The organism is Flavobacterium sp. 38-13, from assembly GCF_001899155.1.
GTDB classification, from domain to species: Bacteria; Bacteroidota; Bacteroidia; order Flavobacteriales; family Flavobacteriaceae; genus Flavobacterium; species Flavobacterium lindanitolerans.
Window position 1 is genome coordinate 243,409 of the sequence record NZ_MKVG01000012.1, and the last position, 19,394, is coordinate 262,802.

At 37.0% G+C, this 19,394-nt stretch carries 17 protein-coding genes; 6 read left to right on the forward strand and 11 right to left on the reverse strand.

Annotated elements, in window-relative coordinates:
- Nucleotides 1-13 precede the first annotated feature (13 nt).
- Genes BGO88_RS07850 through BGO88_RS07865 form a run of 4 tightly spaced genes read left to right on the forward strand, consistent with a single transcriptional unit; the run spans nt 14 to nt 4,942 of the window.
- On the forward strand, nt 14-577 hold the full coding sequence (locus BGO88_RS07850) for a hypothetical protein (protein ID WP_286706516.1): 564 nt from the start codon (nt 14-16) through the stop codon (nt 575-577).
- 2 nt (nt 578-579) lie between these two features.
- Nucleotides 580-3,141 (forward strand): lantibiotic dehydratase, encoded by a 2,562-nt coding sequence (locus BGO88_RS07855; protein WP_286706517.1) that lies wholly within the window; start codon nt 580-582, stop codon nt 3,139-3,141.
- A complete protein-coding gene (locus BGO88_RS07860; RefSeq protein ID WP_286706518.1) occupies nt 3,134-4,072 on the forward strand; it encodes a thiopeptide-type bacteriocin biosynthesis protein in 939 nt (312 codons plus the stop codon). The genes BGO88_RS07855 and BGO88_RS07860 overlap by 8 nt, the downstream gene beginning before the upstream one ends.
- Before the next feature lie 18 nt (nt 4,073-4,090).
- Nucleotides 4,091-4,942 (forward strand): DUF5838 family protein, encoded by an 852-nt coding sequence (locus tag BGO88_RS07865; protein ID WP_273237689.1) that lies wholly within the window; start codon nt 4,091-4,093, stop codon nt 4,940-4,942.
- On the opposite strand, the gene BGO88_RS07870 is transcribed toward BGO88_RS07865, so the two are convergent.
- The 10 genes from BGO88_RS07870 to BGO88_RS07915 all read right to left on the reverse strand — a co-directional run bounded on the left by BGO88_RS07870 (nt 4,939) and on the right by BGO88_RS07915 (nt 16,605).
- Nucleotides 4,939-5,598 carry a CoA transferase subunit B gene (locus BGO88_RS07870; RefSeq protein ID WP_273237690.1) on the reverse strand — a complete coding sequence of 220 codons (660 nt, stop codon included), beginning with the start codon at nt 5,596-5,598 and terminating at the stop codon, nt 4,939-4,941. The genes BGO88_RS07865 and BGO88_RS07870 overlap by 4 nt on opposite strands.
- A 2-nt stretch (nt 5,599-5,600) precedes the next feature.
- Entirely contained in the window at nt 5,601-6,302 is a 702-nt protein-coding gene (locus BGO88_RS07875) for a CoA transferase subunit A (protein ID WP_139999060.1), read from the reverse strand.
- Nucleotides 6,303-6,364: 62 nt separating this feature from the next.
- Nucleotides 6,365-8,674: a penicillin-binding protein 1A gene (locus tag BGO88_RS07880; RefSeq protein ID WP_056067299.1), complete on the reverse strand. Its 2,310-nt coding sequence runs from the start codon at nt 8,672-8,674 to the stop codon at nt 6,365-6,367.
- A 5-nt stretch (nt 8,675-8,679) separates the two neighbouring features.
- Nucleotides 8,680-9,165 (reverse strand): gliding motility lipoprotein GldH, encoded by a 486-nt coding sequence (locus BGO88_RS07885; protein ID WP_286706519.1) that lies wholly within the window; start codon nt 9,163-9,165, stop codon nt 8,680-8,682.
- Nucleotides 9,149-10,471 (reverse strand): PSP1 domain-containing protein, encoded by a 1,323-nt coding sequence (locus BGO88_RS07890; protein WP_273237693.1) that lies wholly within the window; start codon nt 10,469-10,471, stop codon nt 9,149-9,151. The genes BGO88_RS07885 and BGO88_RS07890 overlap by 17 nt, the downstream gene beginning before the upstream one ends.
- Before the next feature lie 177 nt (nt 10,472-10,648).
- A complete protein-coding gene (gene trhO / locus BGO88_RS07895; RefSeq protein ID WP_056067305.1) occupies nt 10,649-12,028 on the reverse strand; it encodes an oxygen-dependent tRNA uridine(34) hydroxylase TrhO in 1,380 nt (459 codons plus the stop codon).
- A gap of 179 nt (nt 12,029-12,207) precedes the next feature.
- Nucleotides 12,208-12,618, reverse strand: a complete 411-nt coding sequence (locus BGO88_RS07900) for a BrxA/BrxB family bacilliredoxin (protein ID WP_056067307.1) — start codon at nt 12,616-12,618, stop codon at nt 12,208-12,210.
- 100 nt (nt 12,619-12,718) lie between these two features.
- Nucleotides 12,719-13,861, reverse strand: coding sequence for a lycopene cyclase family protein (locus tag BGO88_RS07905; RefSeq protein WP_286706520.1), 1,143 nt, complete (start codon nt 13,859-13,861; stop codon nt 12,719-12,721).
- 21 nt (nt 13,862-13,882) lie between these two features.
- On the reverse strand, nt 13,883-14,341 hold the full coding sequence (locus tag BGO88_RS07910; RefSeq protein WP_286706521.1) for a thioredoxin family protein: 459 nt from the start codon (nt 14,339-14,341) through the stop codon (nt 13,883-13,885).
- A 2-nt stretch (nt 14,342-14,343) separates the two neighbouring features.
- Nucleotides 14,344-16,605, reverse strand: a complete 2,262-nt coding sequence (locus tag BGO88_RS07915) for a TonB-dependent receptor (RefSeq protein ID WP_286706522.1) — start codon at nt 16,603-16,605, stop codon at nt 14,344-14,346.
- 88 nt (nt 16,606-16,693) lie between these two features.
- Between BGO88_RS07915 and BGO88_RS07920 the strand changes: the two genes are divergently transcribed.
- Both BGO88_RS07920 and BGO88_RS07925 read left to right on the forward strand, forming a co-directional pair.
- Entirely contained in the window at nt 16,694-18,565 is a 1,872-nt protein-coding gene (locus tag BGO88_RS07920) for an Nramp family divalent metal transporter (RefSeq protein WP_286706523.1), read from the forward strand.
- 28 nt (nt 18,566-18,593) lie between these two features.
- Complete coding sequence (locus BGO88_RS07925) at nt 18,594-19,247, forward strand: metal-dependent transcriptional regulator (protein ID WP_286706524.1); 654 nt, start codon at nt 18,594-18,596, stop codon at nt 19,245-19,247.
- Here the strand turns inward: BGO88_RS07925 and BGO88_RS07930 are convergent.
- Entirely contained in the window at nt 19,244-19,369 is a 126-nt protein-coding gene (locus BGO88_RS07930; RefSeq protein WP_082482145.1) for a FeoB-associated Cys-rich membrane protein, read from the reverse strand. The two genes, BGO88_RS07925 and BGO88_RS07930, sit on opposite strands and share 4 nt — an antisense overlap.
- Nucleotides 19,370-19,394 lie beyond the last annotated feature (25 nt).

Below are 19,394 nucleotides of genomic sequence, written 5' to 3' on the forward strand. Positions count from 1 at the left end.
TTTTCAATACCCTATGAACAGTAATGAAAGCAATAACGAAAATTTGCATTGCGAAGAAATAAATGAACTTATAAATTATAGGTCTTCATGGATAATTCGGAATGGGATTTTTGCTTTTTTATGTTTATTGGTATTGTTGTCATTCGTTATCAAAATCCCCCAAAACAAGAGAGTAGAAAATTTTGCGATCATTGATAAAAATGATCCGCTTTATTTTGTAATGCCTCAAAAAGATAAGGCCTTTAAGGAAAAAATTTCAGATGAGAATCTAAATTATGAATTCCAGGGCAGAGGAATAATACATATTTCAAATCAAGACGAAATCAAGCAGGGACAGGAAGTAACTCTCAAATTTGAGAATGAAAATAAGCTGTATAAAGCCATCGTCGCAAACATTCAAAAAGAGAAAGATCCTAAAACTAACTATATATTAGATATAAACTTTAAAATGGATTCGTCCGGTGATGAAAAAGATTTTAAGGCTTTTAAATCTAATGACCATTTAACCGCTAAAGTCATAATAAAAGAGCAATCGCTTTTCACGTGTCTTTTTAAAGACGGTAAAAAACTTTTTTAATAATGGAAATCTATAAATATGGAATTGCGAGGCAATGCAATATTCCAGTCAATCATAATTTATTATTGCCGGAAAAACAGAGCAATAATCTCTTAGAAAAAATATACCTATCAAAAAAAGACATCTTAGATAAAAAGGCAGGCATAAAATTGATTTTAGAAGATTTTATTGGAAAATCTAAATCCATAAATCAAACGAATGTTTTAATAAACATACTAAGAAGCATTGAAGGCGATAAAAAAATTAAGGAAAAGGATATTCATAAATTAGAATCAGAATATGATTCTTTGAGAGAAGAAATATTCGGTTATCTCAGGCTTCAGGGACTTTATGCAACGTTAATTCAGGAGTTTCAAAATTATTATTCTGAATTATATACAACCAAAAAAAGCCATCTTAAGGAAATAGCTACAGATGAGATATTTTCCAATGCTCTGCTTTTTTCGAGCTATGACCTGTTCAATTCTTCTGTAAAATGGGATTATACAGAATCCAATAAAAAATCCAAACAGATAGAGGTAGGATTGCTTAAATACGCTATGAGAAGTATTTTCAAGCCAACCCCTTTTAGTTCATTTGCCAGTATAATGCTGTGTGATACTGAAATGACAGAAAAAGAGCTAATCGCTGATTCCGAGAGGGAAATTATTAGCTTTATGAGGATAAACAGTAAGTTTTTTCATGAAGTAAGAAAGTTTTTCTTAACCCATAAGAAGATTTACTATAATTTAAAAATTATACTCAACAGTACTATCCAGGTTGATGAGGAGAAAAATTCGTATCGTTTATTTATCAATAAAAACAATTATGAGTTTTTCAACTATATTCAGGTGAATCCGGTCATCCGGCTGATAAAATCATTTGTTGAAGAGAATGAACAAATCACATTTGGTGAGCTGGTTGAATATTGTATGAACCAAATTTCTGCACCGGAAGAAGAGATTTCGAAATATTTATACGAATTATTGATGTCCGGCTTTATCGAACTTAACTTAGAGGTTTACGGAGTCGATTTTCTCTGGCCGGAAAAGGTTGTTTCGATATTGGAGAAAATTGAAGATTCAGAAGAAAAAGAAACAATCTATACCTTTTTACAGAACCTTATAGCCATTAAAGAAGCTTTTTCCCTTAACTTTTTAAACAGTGAAGAGCGTTCTAGATTACTGGTTGAGGCTAATACTATAATTGCTGATTTTTACCAAAAATCAAATCAATTGGAAGGTAATCCGGAGGATGATGAGGAAATCAAAAAAGCCATATCCAACATAAAAAATAATGTCTTTTTTGAAGATACACGAATCGACAGTCAAGTTAGTCTGGACAGGCCTGTATTAGCAGCCAATCTTGAAAAGCTAACCAAACTATTTGATGTCAGCCTTAATTATTCGCAGGCAAAGAAAGAACCTCTTACTAATTTTTTTATTGATAATTATTCTGCTGAAGGCGATATCTCCTTATTGAAACTCTATGAAGATTATTACAAATATCTAAAAGAGAATAAAGACGATTCTCCAACGGCTCCTTTTTTAAATATCGAATTAGAAAATTTTGATATCAATTATAATTCAGAATTGCATACCGTATTTTTTGATTTCAAAGAGAACTATGTAAGGAACACAAAGCATAATTATTCTTCTTGTGCCGTTTTCCAGAATTTTAGTGAAAATGATACAGATGGAATAGTTGTCAACGCACTTAGCTGGGGTTACGGAAGGCCTATCAACAGGTTTTTATATATGTTTAATGATGAGGTTTTAGAAAGTCAGATCAATCTAAACAGGAAATTGCATAAGTCTAATGGTGACGTGAATGTAATATATTCTGAAGTTACAGACTCGTCCCTGTTTAATGCCAATTTACATGAACCGGTGTTTGATTATGAATGTTTTATGCCAGGCGGAAACAAAAGTCATGGCGTAAAAAATCCGATAAATGTCAAGTTTCTGAAGGTGAAATATGTTGATCAATCTTTGGTGCTTTATGATACTATGAATGGCAATGAGATTGTGATTCAGGACTCCTGCCTTCAGGGTACAAAAGGAAGGTCCAAATTATATTCCTTATTATTAAATTTTTCAGACAGGATAACACCGCATTATTTTTCTGTTATAAATCAGATAAACAATCTCTACTATAATGAGGAACAGGACGGAAACATAAAAATGTATCCAAGAATAACTTTTGGAGAGTCAATCGTCCTGCAAAGGAAATTCTGGATAATAAACCACTTGAATTTTCCTAAATTGGACAGGTTAGAAAGTGATGCTGTAAATTTTATTACGATTAATAACTGGATTGAAGAGAATAATTTACCGAAGCGGGCTTTTTTGACAATTAACTTTTTAAAATCGAAAGAAGAAGAATACAGGAAGGATGATTATAAGCCTCAATTTGTAGATTTTCAAAACCCTATTTTTTATAACTTCCTTGCTAAAGTATTTGCAAACAATAAGAGTATTGAATTATCGGAATGTTTGCCTGATAAGGAACAGGTTGGCGTTAAAGAAGATTACAAAATAAGAGAGTTTGTTATTCAATGGTATAATGGAGAAGCCTATGTCTGATAACAACAAAATCTGGATTTCACTCTATATCTTTTATCAGGACTTAAACTTCCTTTTAAAAGAAGGACTTATTCCGTTTGTCAATCATATATGTGAAACGGAAAGTATTGAAAAGTATTTCTTTATAAGATACAATCAGGAAGGTTCACATATCCGATTAAGGATGTATGTGTCAGAAAATGATAAAGCTCAGATAGAAGAAAAGACCAATCGTTTTTTCTCAAAATTTCTCAAGGAAAATGCTTCTACAAGACAGTTTGACCATGCTGATTTTAGGCCTAATAATACTTTTTCGTATCATGAATATATTCCGGAAATCTATCGTTACGGAGGTGAAAAAGCCATTCTTGAAGCAGAACATCATTTTTTTGAATCATCAAAGGCTGTTTTAAGCCTGATAGACAATCAGGATTCCTGGGATATAGGAATAGCGCAGGCTAAAGCAATTCAGCTATACACCATTTTTTTTAATGCTGTTGAGTTAACAGACGATGCCATTAAGAAAATGATGCATATCATGAATAACAATCACTGGAAAAGAAGAGCAATGGAAATTGCAAAAACAAATGATATCGACACAATCTTTTCAAATCTTTATGCCAGACAGAAAGAGATTATTGAAAGAAGCGTTGGCCTGGTCAAAACAATATTGGCGGAAGATGAAATTGAGCCGGAATGGGTGAAGCTGTTTCATGAATCTCTAGTAAAGACAGATGGCGAGCTTGACCGCATATTCTCAAACGGAGAAATTGTTTTTGATTCTGAAAGCAATATATTTGAGAACAACCAGTCTGATGCCAAAGCCAGAATATATGTAAGTTATCTCCATATGCTTAATAACAGATTGGGATTAAATAACCACGACGAATCCTATATGGCATTTGCATTAAACGAATTGATAAACAGTAATTTGATTAGAATTACATCATAAAACAGTAAATAGATAAAGATGAATAGTTTTCCGGTACATTTAAAAGAAAAGCAATTATTGAAGTTCGAAACGCATATTAAAGATTTTAATATTGCAGAAAGTACTTCTCTTAATGCCTTCAAGAATTTAATCGAAAATTCTGAACAGTATTTTCTTGAATGTTCTTGTAAGATAATAAATGGTGTAATTTCAGGCTCCAGATTTGCTTTATTGTTTAAGGACCACGAGCATGCCTACAACATTAAAAAATCCTTTGATTTTTTAAATTCCCTGAAAGACAATGGTGCCAAACTAAATTATGAATTATTAGATAAGGTGTCGTTTGAAGATTTGGACTTGTCTAAGGTTAAGGCATTAGGTTTGGGTATTGATTTAAGAGATGATGAGGCCGCTTCAAGGGCAAAATTCTGGGTAGCCATAGAAAATAGTAATTACAGGTTTTTTAATAGCGCACTTGACGTATTTGGTTATACAGACAATATGGCAAATCTTTTTAATAAGAATGAGCTATTAATTGGATTCGATTTTTATTTTAATGGAAAAACTAAAATGAAGGTGTATCCGCATTTTTATGAGTACGAATTGAAAAATGCGGTAATATCAAAGAGATTAGAGGCTACTTTCTCGCCTTTGATAATGGAAATGATCAATCAGTGTTATATGCTCTATGTTTCTTTTGAAGGAGCAGACAACTATAGATTATTACATTTTAATCCGCACAATTTGAAAAAATTGTGCGAATTAATAAATAATGATGATTTGAATAAATTGATTGAAAGAATCAGTTATAAATACAGTAATTGTATAGTGACGCTGATTGAAAATGAAATATTGGAAAATAATATAAAAACAATCAATGTTTATTATTAATCAATAACCATTTCTTTAATATCGCCTTCAACAATTAAATCAGCTTCTGTTGAGGCAATAATATGTTCTACAGTAACTCCAGGGGCACGCTCTAAAAGTTTAAAGCCTTTAGGAGTTACTTCCAAAACAGCCAATTCTGTTACTACTTTTTTCACACATCCAACACCTGTCAAAGGCAATGTACATCTTTTTAAGATTTTAGATTCACCTGCTTTATTCACGTGCATCATTGCCACGATAATGTTTTCAGCAGAAGCCACCAAATCCATAGCACCTCCCATTCCTTTTACCATCTTTCCCGGGATTTTCCAGTTGGCGATATCTCCGTTTTCTGCTACTTCCATAGCTCCAAGAATGGTAAGGTCTACTTTCTGGCTGCGAATCATTCCGAAGCTGAAAGCGGAATCAAAAAAACTGGCTCCGGGAAGTGTAGTGATAGTCTGTTTTCCGGCATTGATAATATCAGCGTCTTCTTCACCTTCAAAAGGGAAAGGTCCCATGCCTAATACACCATTTTCACTTTGGAATTCTACTGAAATATCTTCACGCACATAATTGGCAACCAAAGTTGGGATACCAATTCCAAGGTTAACAAAATATTTATCTTTTACTTCTTTGGCGATTCGTTTTGCAATATCTTCTTTAGTAAGTGCCATAATTAGTTTTTTTGTCTGACAGTTCGTTGTTCAATTCTCTTCTCAAATTTTTCGCCCTGGAAAATGCGCTGTACCATGATTCCCGGAATGTGAATCTGGTTCGGGTCCAATACTCCGGCCGGAACCAATTCTTCCACTTCCGCAATGGTGATTTTAGCGGCACCAGCCATACAGGCATTAAAATTTCTGGCAGTTCCTTTAAAGATGAGATTACCGGCTTCGTCTCCTTTCCATGCTTTTACAATAGAGAAATCAGCTTTGAAAGCTTCTTCCATGATATGCATTTTGCCGTTGAATTCACGAGCTTCCTTACCTTCTGCGACTTCTGTTCCATAACCTGCGGGTGTGAAAAAAGCAGGAATTCCGGCTTGTGCTGCACGGCATTTTTCAGCCAACGTTCCTTGTGGGGTCAGTTCAACTTCCAGTTCGCCTGAAAGCATCTGGCGCTCAAACTCGGCATTTTCTCCTACGTAGGAGGAAATCATTTTTTTGATTTGGCGTTTTTGAAGCAATAATCCCAATCCGAAATCATCAACTCCGGCATTGTTTGAAATACAGGTCAAATCTGTCACTTCAAGTTTTACTAATTCTGCAATACTGTTTTCCGGAATTCCGCACAGGCCAAAACCGCCAAGCATAATGGTCTGCCCATTTTGAATATCTTTCAGTGCATCAGAAACAGATGCTACTTTTTTATTAATCATATAAAGAATGTTTGTTTTGGAGGATAAATATATAAAAAAACGCCTTAAAAAAGGCGTTTCTATTAAAAATCAAATTCGGATGTGTTTTGTTCTTCCATATCGACATTTGTGGTGTCTTTTACGGCTGGTTTCCAACAATCCACTTTTATGGATAGGTTGGCCGGTCTTTCAAACGGTTCTTTGGAAACCTTAAGTTCTTTATCGGCATAACACTTCTTCATAAATAATCCCCAGATTGGTAAGGCCATAACGGCTCCCTGTCCATAGGTAATACTTTTGAAGTGCGCAGAACGGTCTTCGTTTCCAACCCATACACCAGTTGCCAGATTTGGAACCATACCCACAAACCAACCGTCAGATTGATTTTGAGTTGTTCCCGTTTTTCCTGCAATTGGATTTCTGAGCACATACGGATAACCGGTCATCATTTCGTATCCGAAACCACCACCGTCTGTTCTTAAACGTCCGCCCGAACCGGATTCAGTAACACCTTCGAGAAGCTTAATAACCGCATAAGCAATATCTTTGTTTAATACATCATGAGATTCCGGTACCGCTTCGTATAAAACGACTCCGTTTTTATCCTCGATTCTTGTAATTACCTGAGGCTTTATATAAACGCCCTGGTTGGCAAAAGTACTGTAAGCGGCAACCATGTCCTCAACGGTAATTTCAACGGCTCCTAAGGCAATAGAAGGCTGCGATGGTATGTTTGATTTGACACCCAGTTTTTTAACAAGGTCAATTACGGCATCCGGCCCTACCTTGTCAATCAATTTGGCTGAAACAGTATTGATAGACTGGGCCAGGGCATATTTCAGCGTTACCATTCCTTTGTAGGTTCCGTTAGAATTTCGCGGTGTCCAGGTTTCTGTTACATTGTGTCTTCCTTTTGGAATAGTATAAGGTGCATCAATAATAGAATCACATGGAGAATAACCTTGCTGTTCAATTGCTGCGGCATAAACAAAAGGCTTAAAGGTAGAACCTACCTGTCTTGCTCCCTGTCCTACGTGGTCGTATTGGAAATGCTTGTAATTAATACCTCCAACCCAAACTTTAACATGGCCTGTCTGCGGCTCCATTGCCATTACTCCGGTTTGAAGGAAATGCTTATAATATCTGATAGAATCGTTTGGAGTCATGATGGTGTCTTTCTCGCCTTTCCAGGTAAAGACTCTCATTTTTGTTTTTACCTTAAAGGACTTCAAAATGTCATCTTCACTTTTGCCTTCATTACTCATAATTCTCCATCTTTCAGAATTCTTTCTGGCACGCATCATTAATTTTTCAGTTTCAACTTCTGATAACCTGATGAATGGAGCATTTTTATTGTCCTTCGCCTGTTTGAAAAATTCTTTTTGAAGGTTTGCCAAATGTGCACTCACTGCTTCTTCAGCATACAGTTGCATTCTGGAATCGATAGTAGTGTAGATTTTAAGACCATCACGGTAAATGTCATATTCTTTACCATCTTTTTTAGGATTATTCTTTGCCCAATTTTTCATGAAATCCCTAAGATACTCCCTAAAATAGGTAGCGGTTCCTTCTTTGTGTGTCTGTAGTTGGAAATCCAGCTTAATAGGCAGTGCACTATATTTTTCTTTTTGGGCTTCGGTTATAATTTTAGCTTTAACCATTTGAGAAAGCACCACATTTCTTCTGTTTTTTACACCTTTCTCATTTCTGACAGGGTTGTAAAGGGATGAATTCTTAAACATTCCAACGAGCATAGCAGATTCGTCAACCGTTAAATCTTTTGGCTCTTTTGAAAAGTAGGTTTTAGCTGCCGAACGAATTCCAATGGCATAATTGTTAAAGTCATAAACATTGAAATACATTGTGATTATCTCACTTTTGGTGTATTGCCTTTCCAGACGGGTTGCAATTATCCATTCCTTAACCTTTTGAGTTAAAGCAACAATTATATTTTTAGACCTTTCACCATGAAATAACTGTTTGGCCAATTGCTGTGTAATTGTACTTGCTCCACCGCTGCTTCCAAAACCGACGATTGCTCTAAATGTACCTCTGGCATCGATTCCGGAATGTTCATAAAAACGTTCGTCTTCGGTAGCCACCAATGCATCAACCAGATGTTTTGGCAGGTCTGAGTATTTAATAGCTGTTCTGTTTTCGTTATAAAATTTCCCAATAGTTTCTCCATCGGAAGAAATGATTTCAGTTGCCAGGTTGGATTCCGGATTTTCAAGGTCTTCAAAGGATGGCATTGAACCAAAAAGTCCCCATGAAGCAAAAAGGAAAAATAGAATTACTCCTCCTGTTCCATAAAGAAATATTTTCCAGAATAGTCTATTGTAATAGGCGACATCCTTAACCTGTTGTGTATTGTTCTTTTTTTTAGTTGCCATAATTGCTAATCTAATTTTTCTACTCTAAAGCCGACTTCTGTTATTCCTGCCAGTGATTCTACTCCATTTACTTTTCCTGTCTGGCGGAGTGCCTGCATTATACCAATCTTGTAATCTCCTAAGGATTTGAATTTGTATTTTTCTTTAAAATAAAGCTTACTTTCTTTTACATCAGAAAAGCCTTCGCCTAATAAGGTTCCGTCCGGGTTCGCCATTTGGTATTCGAGCGTATCGACTTTGGTTAATCCGCCAGGCGCTTCCATAGCAACAATAAGGAAAATATTGTTGAAAGGATAGTCATTGTTAGAACGCAGGTTTATAAACAAATTATACGCCTTTGTAGTGTCCTGGTTGTTATAAGTAAAGGTTGCAATACTGTCTTTGTGCCATTCTTTTCCAACCGACTTATATTGGTCGAAAACCCTTTTCTTATCGCAGGAAACCAAAAGTATTGCTGCAAAAACAAATAGTAAGCTATTTTTTAGGCTCATTTTTTGGACGGTTGTTATTGTTGTTTTTGTTATCCGGTTTCTTTTCGTTTGCAGGTTTTTGTGGTCTGTTTTTATTGTGATTCCGGTTGTTGTTATTTTTATTCGGATTTGCGTTTGCGTTTGGATTTTTGTTTTCTTTTGCAGCCGGTTTTTCTACAACCGGGGTATCTGCCGTTGCCGCTTGCTTACGTTTTTTCGGTCTTTTCTTTTTCTTTGGCTGGTCAAAACGGGTTAAGCTTTCCTGTCCAACAGCATTGTTGAAATCTTTTTCCGGTTCCTGAGTTACTTCAAGCACATAATCTTCTAACGAAGAAACTTTCCTTTTCTGTTTATTTTCTGCAATAATTTCATTGACCTGTTCTACTTTAAGGACATGCCAGTTTGCAAAATTACTGGTGTATGCGAACCACATCAGGCCTTTAAAAATATCCTGTTTCTGGCAAATGGCATCACCTTTTTCTGTTATTAACTTGGTGTCAAAATCCGGAAAATGCTGCAATGCGTCCATATAAGTGTCCAACTCATAATTAAGACAGCATTTTAATTTTCCGCATTGTCCCGCCAATTTTTGTGGGTTTAATGACAGTTGCTGGTATCTTGCTGCTGAGGTGTTGACACTTCTGAAATCAGTCAGCCAGGTGGAACAGCAGAGTTCTCTTCCGCAGGAACCAATTCCTCCCAAACGGGCAGCTTCCTGACGGAAACCAACCTGTTTCATTTCAATTCTGGTGTTGAATTCTCTGGCAAAGTCTTTAATTAATTGTCTGAAATCAACACGGTCGTTGGCGGTATAGTAAAAAGTTGCTTTCGAACCGTCGCCCTGAAACTCAATATCTGAAATTTTCATTTCCAGTTTTAGTGCAATCGCAATTTCGCGCGCCCTTACTTTCATTGGTTCTTCCTTGGCACGTGCTTCAGACCAGATATCGATATCTTTTTGGGTAGCCTTGCGGTAAATTTTGAGAATCTCATTACTCGCAGGGTTAACCGACTTTTTCTTCATTTGTATCTTTACCAGTTCTCCGGTCAGGGTTACAATTCCAACATCATGTCCGGGAGAAGATTCCGTTGCCACAATATCTCCCATGCTAAGCGAAAGTTTTTCAGGATTTCTGTAAAATTCCTTCCTTCCATTTTTAAAACGTACTTCTACGCAGTCAAACGGAGCCTCGCCGTTAGGAAGGCTCATATTTGACAGCCAGTCAAATACGGTTAATTTGTTGCAGCTATCGGTGCCGCAAGTCCCTTTATTTTGACAGCCTTTTGGCGCACTGCCATCAGACGTTGAACAACTGGTACAAGCCATAATTTTATATAGATGTCACGATTAACGTAACTTAAAATTCGTAAAATGATTTTGTGCGTAAAGATAGCATTTTTAGTTTTAATGATACAAAGCCTTTAATTTGTTGCCGTTCAGTAAAAAACAAAACCTATTCCGGAATCCCGGAATAGGTTTAACGTAAATAGAGTAGAAATATTTTTAGTCCAGAACCTTGTATAATTTATCTGAAAGGCGAATTCTAAAAGGAAGAGCTAAGGTTACTTTATCTCCAGGCTTTGCAACTGCTGCTTCTGTGCCGTTTACAAACATTTGAGAGATTTGTAATTCCTGATTTCCTGTTGACGGACCTGAAATAATAATTTTATCATTGATTTTTAATTCGTCTTTTTCAATCAGAAATTGCCCGATTCCGGCTTTTACAAAATAATGCTCCGCTTTTCCAAGTAAAGTTTTCTTTATCTTGATTTTTTGTCGGATGTCCTTTGGTTTAACAGTTTCAGGAATATCGTTGCCGGCTTTTGCCAAAGGCATGTCAGACAATTCTCCGGAATGTTTGAATTTTAATTTTTCAGATTTTCCTTTTCTGAAAATCATGTTTCCGTTTTTCACACCGCGACGCAGTTTTACCTGTTCTACCAACGGCATATGGATGATTTCCTGGCATTCTGTCGAACAGCAGTTTTCCATGATGGCCTTACATTCATCACATTGGATGAATAATAAGTGGCAGCCTTCATTTTCGCAATTGGTGTGATTGTCACACGGTTTTCCGCATTGGTGGCATTGTGAAATGATATCATCGGTAATGCGTTCGCCCAACCTGTGGTCAAAAACAAAATTCTTCCCAATGAATTTGCTTTCCAGGTTTTCTTCCTTGATTTGTTTGGCATAATTGATAATACCGCCTTCCAACTGGAATACGTTCTTAAATCCCTGATGTTTGAAATAGGCGGAAGCTTTTTCACAACGGATTCCTCCGGTACAGTACATCACCAGATTTTTATCTTCTTTATAATCTTTTAATTGCTCGTTGATTATGGGTAATGACTCGCGGAATGTTTCTACATCAGGCGTTATGGCACCTTTGAAATGGCCGATTTCGCTTTCGTAGTGATTTCTGAAATCAACAACAATCGTATTTGGGTCTTCCAAAATCTGATTGAATTCTTTGGCCTTTAGGTGTACGCCAATATCGGTTACGTCAAAAGTATCATCATCTAATCCGTCAGCTACAATCTTATCACGTACTTTAACCGTCAGTTTCAGGAAAGAGTGGTCGTCCTGCTCCACAGCTACATTCAGGCGTATGTCTTTCATGAAATCATATTTTTCTAATGTTTCACGAAAAGCTTCCAAATTTTCCGCAGGAACAGACATTTGGGCGTTGATTCCTTCTTTGGCAACATAAGTTCGGCCAAGTGCATCAAGCTCGTTCCAGGCTATAAATAAATCGTCGCGAAATTTTTTCGGGTCTTCAATTTTGGCATACGCATAGAATGACAGCGTGAGTCGCTGTTTGCCGGCCTCATCAATAAGTGCCGCTCTTTCTTCTGCGCTTAAAGTGTTGTACAGTTGCATGCTATAAACGTTTTAAGTTGAGAGAATTATGTCGATTTTTTAAATCTGGTGCAAAAGTAGGACTTTTATCCAAGAATCGGAAATGACATTTATCATGTTTCGGAAATCCTTTTAAAAACAGAACCCTTTCAGAGTTTTTAAAAACTGAAAGGGTTTGTATAAAAAATTTTAAAAATTGTTTAGCAGAATTCTGCGTAAGCATCTTTTAGGTTCTCAGCAATCATTTCTGCCGGACGACCTTCAATATGGTGACGCTCCAACATGTGAACCAATTCACCATCTTTGAAAAGTGCCATACTAGGAGAAGAAGGAGGGAAAGGGAACATGAATCCACGTGCCGCATCTACAGCTTCCTTATCAACTCCTGCAAATACAGTTACTAAATGGTCTGGTTTTTTGCTGCCATCCAAACTCATTTTTGCTCCCGGACGTGCGTTTCTTGCAGCGCATCCGCAAACTGAATTTACAACAACCAAAGTGGTGCCCGGTTTTGCAATTGCGTTTTCAACTGCACCGGCACTATATAATTCTTCAAAACCTGCGTCAGCCAATTCAGCACGCATTGGTTTTACCATTTCTTCTGGATACATAACTTTTGTTAGTTTAAAGTTTAAAAGCACAAAGTTACGAAGTTTTGGAGTGTTGTAAAAAAATAGAGTATAAAGATTTGTTATAGTTTCATAGTCGGGTTTATATGCCAATTCTTTTGCCTAATGCCTGAAGAAAAGGTGTTTTTGGGCATCTGGAAATTACGCGTATGTCTTCAACGAATGAAGTTTCTTCATCCAGAAATTTGAAAATAATGGCAGGATTTCCTTTTTGAAACATGGTAGAAAATATTTGGCTTCCGAGGTAGTTTTTTCTATCCAATATGTCTAATAACAACAAATCATAAAACCAAAACCTTGTTTTTTTATGGAATTTTCTAAAATCGTTTCCAGTTGCCAAAAAAGCAACCAATTCTTTTGATTTTTTTGTGGCATTTTTAAAAGTATAGCCGGTACTGGCTTTTGTCCAGCCTCCGGCACTTCCAATGTGTACAAGGTTTTTAGTGTTTTTTTTCCAAAAAGGATAACAAGTCATTGGAATTGCGCCCTGTTCTTTTTCAATCAATTCGTAATTTGTAATTCCTAATTTTTTGAAATAGTCCTGAATTTCGTTTTCGTATTCATTTTCCGGAAGCAGTTCTTTCGAAAATAAAGTGTATTCCATCAAAGCTTCGGTTTTTGAAAAAGGCAATACATACATAAATCGCGTATTTCCTTTTTGGGCTATTGAGAAATCCATGAAAGTGGCTTTTTCTTGGTTGAAAACGGGTTCTTTAGCCTTGATTTTCCATCCAATAAAATGCTGTTGCAAGTAGGGATATTTATTTTGCCTAATAATTTCCTGTGGATTTAAAATACTATTGAAAAGTTTATCACAGTAGAATTTTTCTGTTTCTGTTTCTGCCAAAACCCCGCCATTATCTTCTTTGAAACGAATTATCTTTTGCTGTAAGAATTCGATATTGTGTTCTTTTGAAATTGCTTCAAAGACATGTTGGTAAAAATCCATTCCCTGTATCATCTTGTACTGATAAGGGCTTAGATTTAAATCACGCGTGAAATTTGCATCCGAAAAAATGGCCGTATTCCATTTTCTATAGACAAGGTGTTCGTAATCTCCATCTGGTTTTTCCCAAAAGCACCAGGTGCGGTCATTGTTTTTTTTAGAATCGGCATCCAAAAGAAGGATTTTCTTTTCTTTGAATTTCCCGGAAAGTATCATCTGGTAGACGGTCATCAATGCGGACAGTCCCGCCCCGGCAAAAATGTAGTCGTACTTTTTCATATTCCAAAAATAGCGAATATTTTATCGGATTTTATGCAACATCTGCAGCAGGTCTTTTGCATTTATGTAAGATTGGAGCTGTGCGGCTATAGAATAATCGGAATTTAGGATAACAATTGACGGATAGATCGTGTTTCCATTTTTTTCTGCCAATGCCGTAGCCAATTCATGAACGCCGGAATTATTTCCCTTTGGCTTGAATTTAAAAACAGTCCCGTTAAAAAAGATGTCTTTTTTATTTTCCGCATCAAAAGAAATAAAATAAAAGTTTTGGTTCAGGGCTGTTATAAGTTCTTTGTTTTTAAGAGTCGTGTTTTCCATCATCTTGCAGAATTTGCACCAATCCGTATGTATAAAAATGACATAAGGTTTGGAAGTGGCAGCGGCTAATTTTTCTGCTTCTTCAAAAGTGTGCGTTTTGAGTTGGGCAAAAGTTGGAACTGCCGTTACCAATGCTAGTATAAGAAACCACTTTTTCATAATTATTTCAAAGTATATCGCACTCCAAAAAAGCTTCGGATGCCTTGATTCGGGCCATAAACATAACTTGGGTCAAAAGTCAACGCATATGGATTGTCTGGCGTTGGCAGGACATTTCCCTGCGAGTCATATTGTACATTCTTATCAAAAGGGTCGTTAGCTCTTGCAATAATAAAAGGATTTCCTTTGTTTGGCGTCCAGTTTAATAGGTTCTTGATGCCCATATAAATTTCGACATCTTTTATTTTATTGTAAGTGAACTGGATGTTCTGTATGCTCCACGTTGGCGAGTATTCTTTTCTCGGGTCGAGTTCTCCAAGCAATGGCAAACGCATTGGACCGTAGACATTTCCCGTATAGTCAATGTCGAGAAACAATTTTGGAATGCGATATGAAATAGCCCAGGTTCCCGAAAACTTTTCAGTCAGAATCTGTCTTGTCTTGATGTCGTTTTCGGTTTTGGAAACATCCATATACGTAGCTCCCAGAATAAATTTCAGTCCGTTTTGGAAAACAATGTCTAAGTTAGCACTAACTCCTGTTGTCACGGCATGACCATCCAGATTTTTGTATATGATTTTATTCGGGTCTGTATCATAATCAGGCAGGATGGAATTTGTGAAATACGTATACCAAGCTGCCGTTTCCAGGCCAATATAGGTTCCGTTTTCTGTATAGATTTTCTTCAGGTAATTGATATTGGCATTATACGATTTCTCCGGTTTTAGCTCTTCTGCAATAACAACTTCTCTGGAACCGGTTAAGGCGGCATGTTCTTCGGTGAACAGGTTTACTACACGGAATCCGGTTCCGGCATTCAGGCGGATAATATCGTTATCGGTCGCTTTGAATTTATAAGCAAAACGGGGTGTGAAAATAGAACCGTGGTCACTGTTATAGTCATATCGTGCACCAAGAAGTATGCTGTGTTTATCGTTGAACCTGATTTCATCTTGTGCAAAAATGCTCGGAATCCAGGTTTTGTCGGCAGTGGAAGTAGCCGGAGTATTATCGTTGTAAAACTGATAGCGGATAGCGGTTCCAAAAAGCAGGTCATGGTTGGAAATTTTCTTGTCCCAGGTTAGCTGTCCGAAACCAATACGTTGTTGGGCCATATAGGGCGTATTTCCATATACAGAATTCTGGTCATGGTCTGTATACGAAAACGAAAACAGCATTTTCTCTTCAATAGGCAGTTCATAGGCTCCTAATAGTTCATATCTTTTAGTATAAATGCTTTCCCCATAGACTTCGTCTCCGCCACGGTATTTTTTCTCCCATTGCATTTCGCCACCCCAACGGTCTTCATAAAAATAACGCCCGGCCAGTGAAAACAATTTGTTGCTTTTCCTTCCTAAATTCCATTTTTGAAAGACTGAAATACGATGCTGTAGTGTAACGTCTGTGAAATTATCATGATTGTTGTCTATCGGATTGCTGTAATTGAAATAATTGACTCCCAATAAAACGGAAGAGTTTTTGCCGATGTTTCCTTTGAATCCGGCATCCAGGTTGACTTCGCCCCATGAATTGCTGAAACCGTCTATTGAAAACCGTGGAGCATTGGACGGATTTTTGGTGATAATATTGATTAAGCCTCCAACGGCCTCGCTTCCGTATAAAGAAGATGCCGGGCCTTTTACGATTTCAATCCGTTCCAATAGCGAATTTGGGATTCCGGACAACCCGTAAACGGTAGACAGTCCGCTAACGATTGGCATTCCGTCAATTAACACCAATGTATAAGGCCCTTCCAATCCGTTAATGTGAATATCGCCCGTGTTGCAGATATTGCAGTTGAGTTGTGGACGGACTCCGTTCACGTTCTGCATTGCTTCAAAAATATTGGCAGTTGGATTTTTCTTGAAATATGAGGGTTTGTATACTTCAACGGGAACGGGACTTTCCAAACGGCTGACAGGTTTTAAAGTGCCGCTTACAACTACTTCTTCCAAAGAATTTTTATCGTTTTCCAATTCTGCATCCCATTCCAGGGTTTCATTTTTTTTAATGGTTATGGCTTTTCTCTGTGTTTTGCTACCTACATAAGCTATCTGAATCTTATAATTTCCGGCAGGAATATTATCGATTTTATAATTACCTAAGCTGTCTGATGAAGTGCCAAAATTTGTTCCTAAGATTTTGATATCAGCATCGGTAACTGCAATCCCTTCGGAAGTTATTTTTCCGGAAATAGCACCTTTCTCTTGTGCATAAAAGTTTTGGAAAGAAAAGATTAGAAATAGTAGGGCTATATTTTTCATTAATTAGTAATTAATTTTTAGACAAAACTAAAAATTATATTTTACTAAGCAAATAAAATAATTATATTTGTATCAATAATTGTTTTGTATGAGTAAATCATTGGAAGAAGTACACGGGTCAGTGGCTACCCAAAATAAAAAATCGGCCTTTAGAAAAGTGCTGGCTTTTTTGGGACCGGCCTATTTGATTAGCGTTGGATATATGGACCCGGGGAACTGGGCAACTGATATAGCAGGAGGAAGTCAGTTTGGCTATACGCTTTTATGGGTACTTCTGATGAGTAATATTATGGCATTGCTTTTGCAAAGTTTGAGCGCTCGACTTGGAATTGTGACACAGCGTGATCTGGCACAGGCATCGCGGGAAACCTATTCGCCTTTCATTAACTATATCCTTTATTTTTTAGCAGAGATTGCCATTGCGGCCTGTGACCTTGCAGAAGTATTGGGAATGGCAATCGGGATTAACCTTTTATTTGATATTCCTTTGATTGAAGGTGTGTTGATTACGGTTCTCGATACTTTTCTTTTGCTGTTTCTTATTAATAAAGGTATCCGGAAAATGGAAGCTTTTATCATTGCTCTGGTAGCCATAATAGGATTCTCCTTTGTGTTTGAAATGGTATTTGCAGAACCGGAACTTGATAAGGTTGTATTGGGACTGATTCCATCCATACCTAATGAAGCGGCATTGTATATAGCCATCGGTATTATTGGTGCAACTGTAATGCCACATAATTTATACCTACATTCTTCTCTGGTGCAGACAAGAAAGTTTGATAGGACTGATAAGGGCATCAAACAGGCCTTAAAATACAATCTGATTGATTCTACCATAGCACTGAATCTGGCTTTTCTGGTCAATGCGGCTATTTTGATTCTGGCTGCGGCAACCTTCTACCGCAACGGGATGTTTCATGTTGCAGAGATTCAGGATGCACACCAGTTTCTGCAACCACTTTTAGGAACAAAATGGGCACCGATACTTTTTGCAGTTGCCTTAATCGCTGCCGGACAAAGCTCAACAATTACAGGAACATTGGCCGGGCAGATAGTTATGGAAGGTTATCTGAACTTAAGAATACAGCCTTGGGTTCGCCGAATAATTACACGATTGATTGCCATTGTGCCTGCTGTTATTGTCATCATGATTTATGGCGAGCAGGTTACGGGAAAACTGCTGATTTTTAGTCAGGTAATTTTGAGTCTCCAATTAGGATTTGCCATTATACCGCTAATCCATTTTGTAAGCGACAAACGAAAGATGAAAGGTTTCCATATTGGCAGGATTACCCAAATAGCGGCCTGGATTATCGCATCAACCATTGTTTCGCTCAATGCAAAACTGGTTTATGATGAAATTACCGGATGGATTGAAAATGCAGAGAATCCTTTGGTGCTTTGGTTGACAGTTGTTCCTTTGGCAATAGCATTTTTGGTACTGCTTTTATATATTGTTTTCAAACCGTTTATCGCCAAGTCAAAAGCGAAAAATTACAACCATTCACCACACAACCTCACGCTTAAGTTTTCAGAAAAGGCAACGTATACGAAAAAGAATATTGCTATTTCTGTTGATTTTTCGGAAGCAGATGAGGTTGCCATAAACAGTGCTTTTGAATTGGGAGGAATAGAAGCAAATTATACATTGATTCACGTAGTAGAAACTGTTGGAGCCATGATGTATGGCGAAAACATACAGGACCATGAAACCACAATCGATGAAAAATTGCTGAACGAATATAAGGAAATGCTTGTTCAAAAAGGGTTCAGGGTTGAAACCCAATTAGGTTTTGGAAAACCCGGCAAGGTGATTCCGGCAATAGTAAATACAGGAAGTTTTGATATTTTGGTGATGGGAACGCACGGGCATACCGGTTTCAAGGATTTGCTTTTTGGAACTACGGTTAATAAATTGCGCCATCAAATATCGATACCGTTATTTATTGTCAAGAAGTAGGCTACCTTTACACTCAAAATATTTTGCAATGACTTTTTCAGAAGAGAATTACCTAAAAACAATCTATCATCTTACAACAGCTTCAGATGCTGAAGTAAGCACAAATGCCATTGCTGAAAAAATGGAAACGAAAGCATCGTCAGTTACAGATATGCTGAAAAAGCTTGCTGAAAAAGGACTGATTAATTATAAAAAATATCAGGGAGTTTCATTAACGCAGGATGGAAAGCTCGCTGCAAAAATGATTGTTAGAAAACACCGTCTTTGGGAAGTTTTTCTGGTAGAAAAGCTTAGTTTTTCATGGGATGAGGTGCATGATATTGCCGAACAGTTAGAACATATCAAATCAGAAAAACTCATCAATAAGCTCGACGATTTTTTAGACAATCCTACAGAAGACCCCCATGGTGACCCTATACCGGACAGGGAAGGAAGAATTATAAAAATCGAAAAGCAATTGCTTTCGGAATTGTCAGAAAACCAGTCCGGGATTTGTGTTGGTGTAAAGGACACTTCTTCAGAATTTTTGAAATACCTCGACAAGCAGGAAATTGCTTTGGGTTCAAAAATCGAGTTTCTGTCCAGAGAAAGTTTTGATTTGTCCTTGAGAATAAAAGTGAATGGAAAAGAGCTTACGATTTCCAATAAAATTGCAAGCAATCTTTTTGTCAAGCTGCTTTAGTGGCATCCGCAATCGTCATTGCCGCAATTTCCTGCCTTTTTCTTTTTCCAAAAGAATTTCTTGACAAGAAAAGCAAAAGCTCCTGCTACAAGTAGGTATGCTATGATTTCCTGAATATTCATATCTCAAAGTTAAAAATTAAATTCT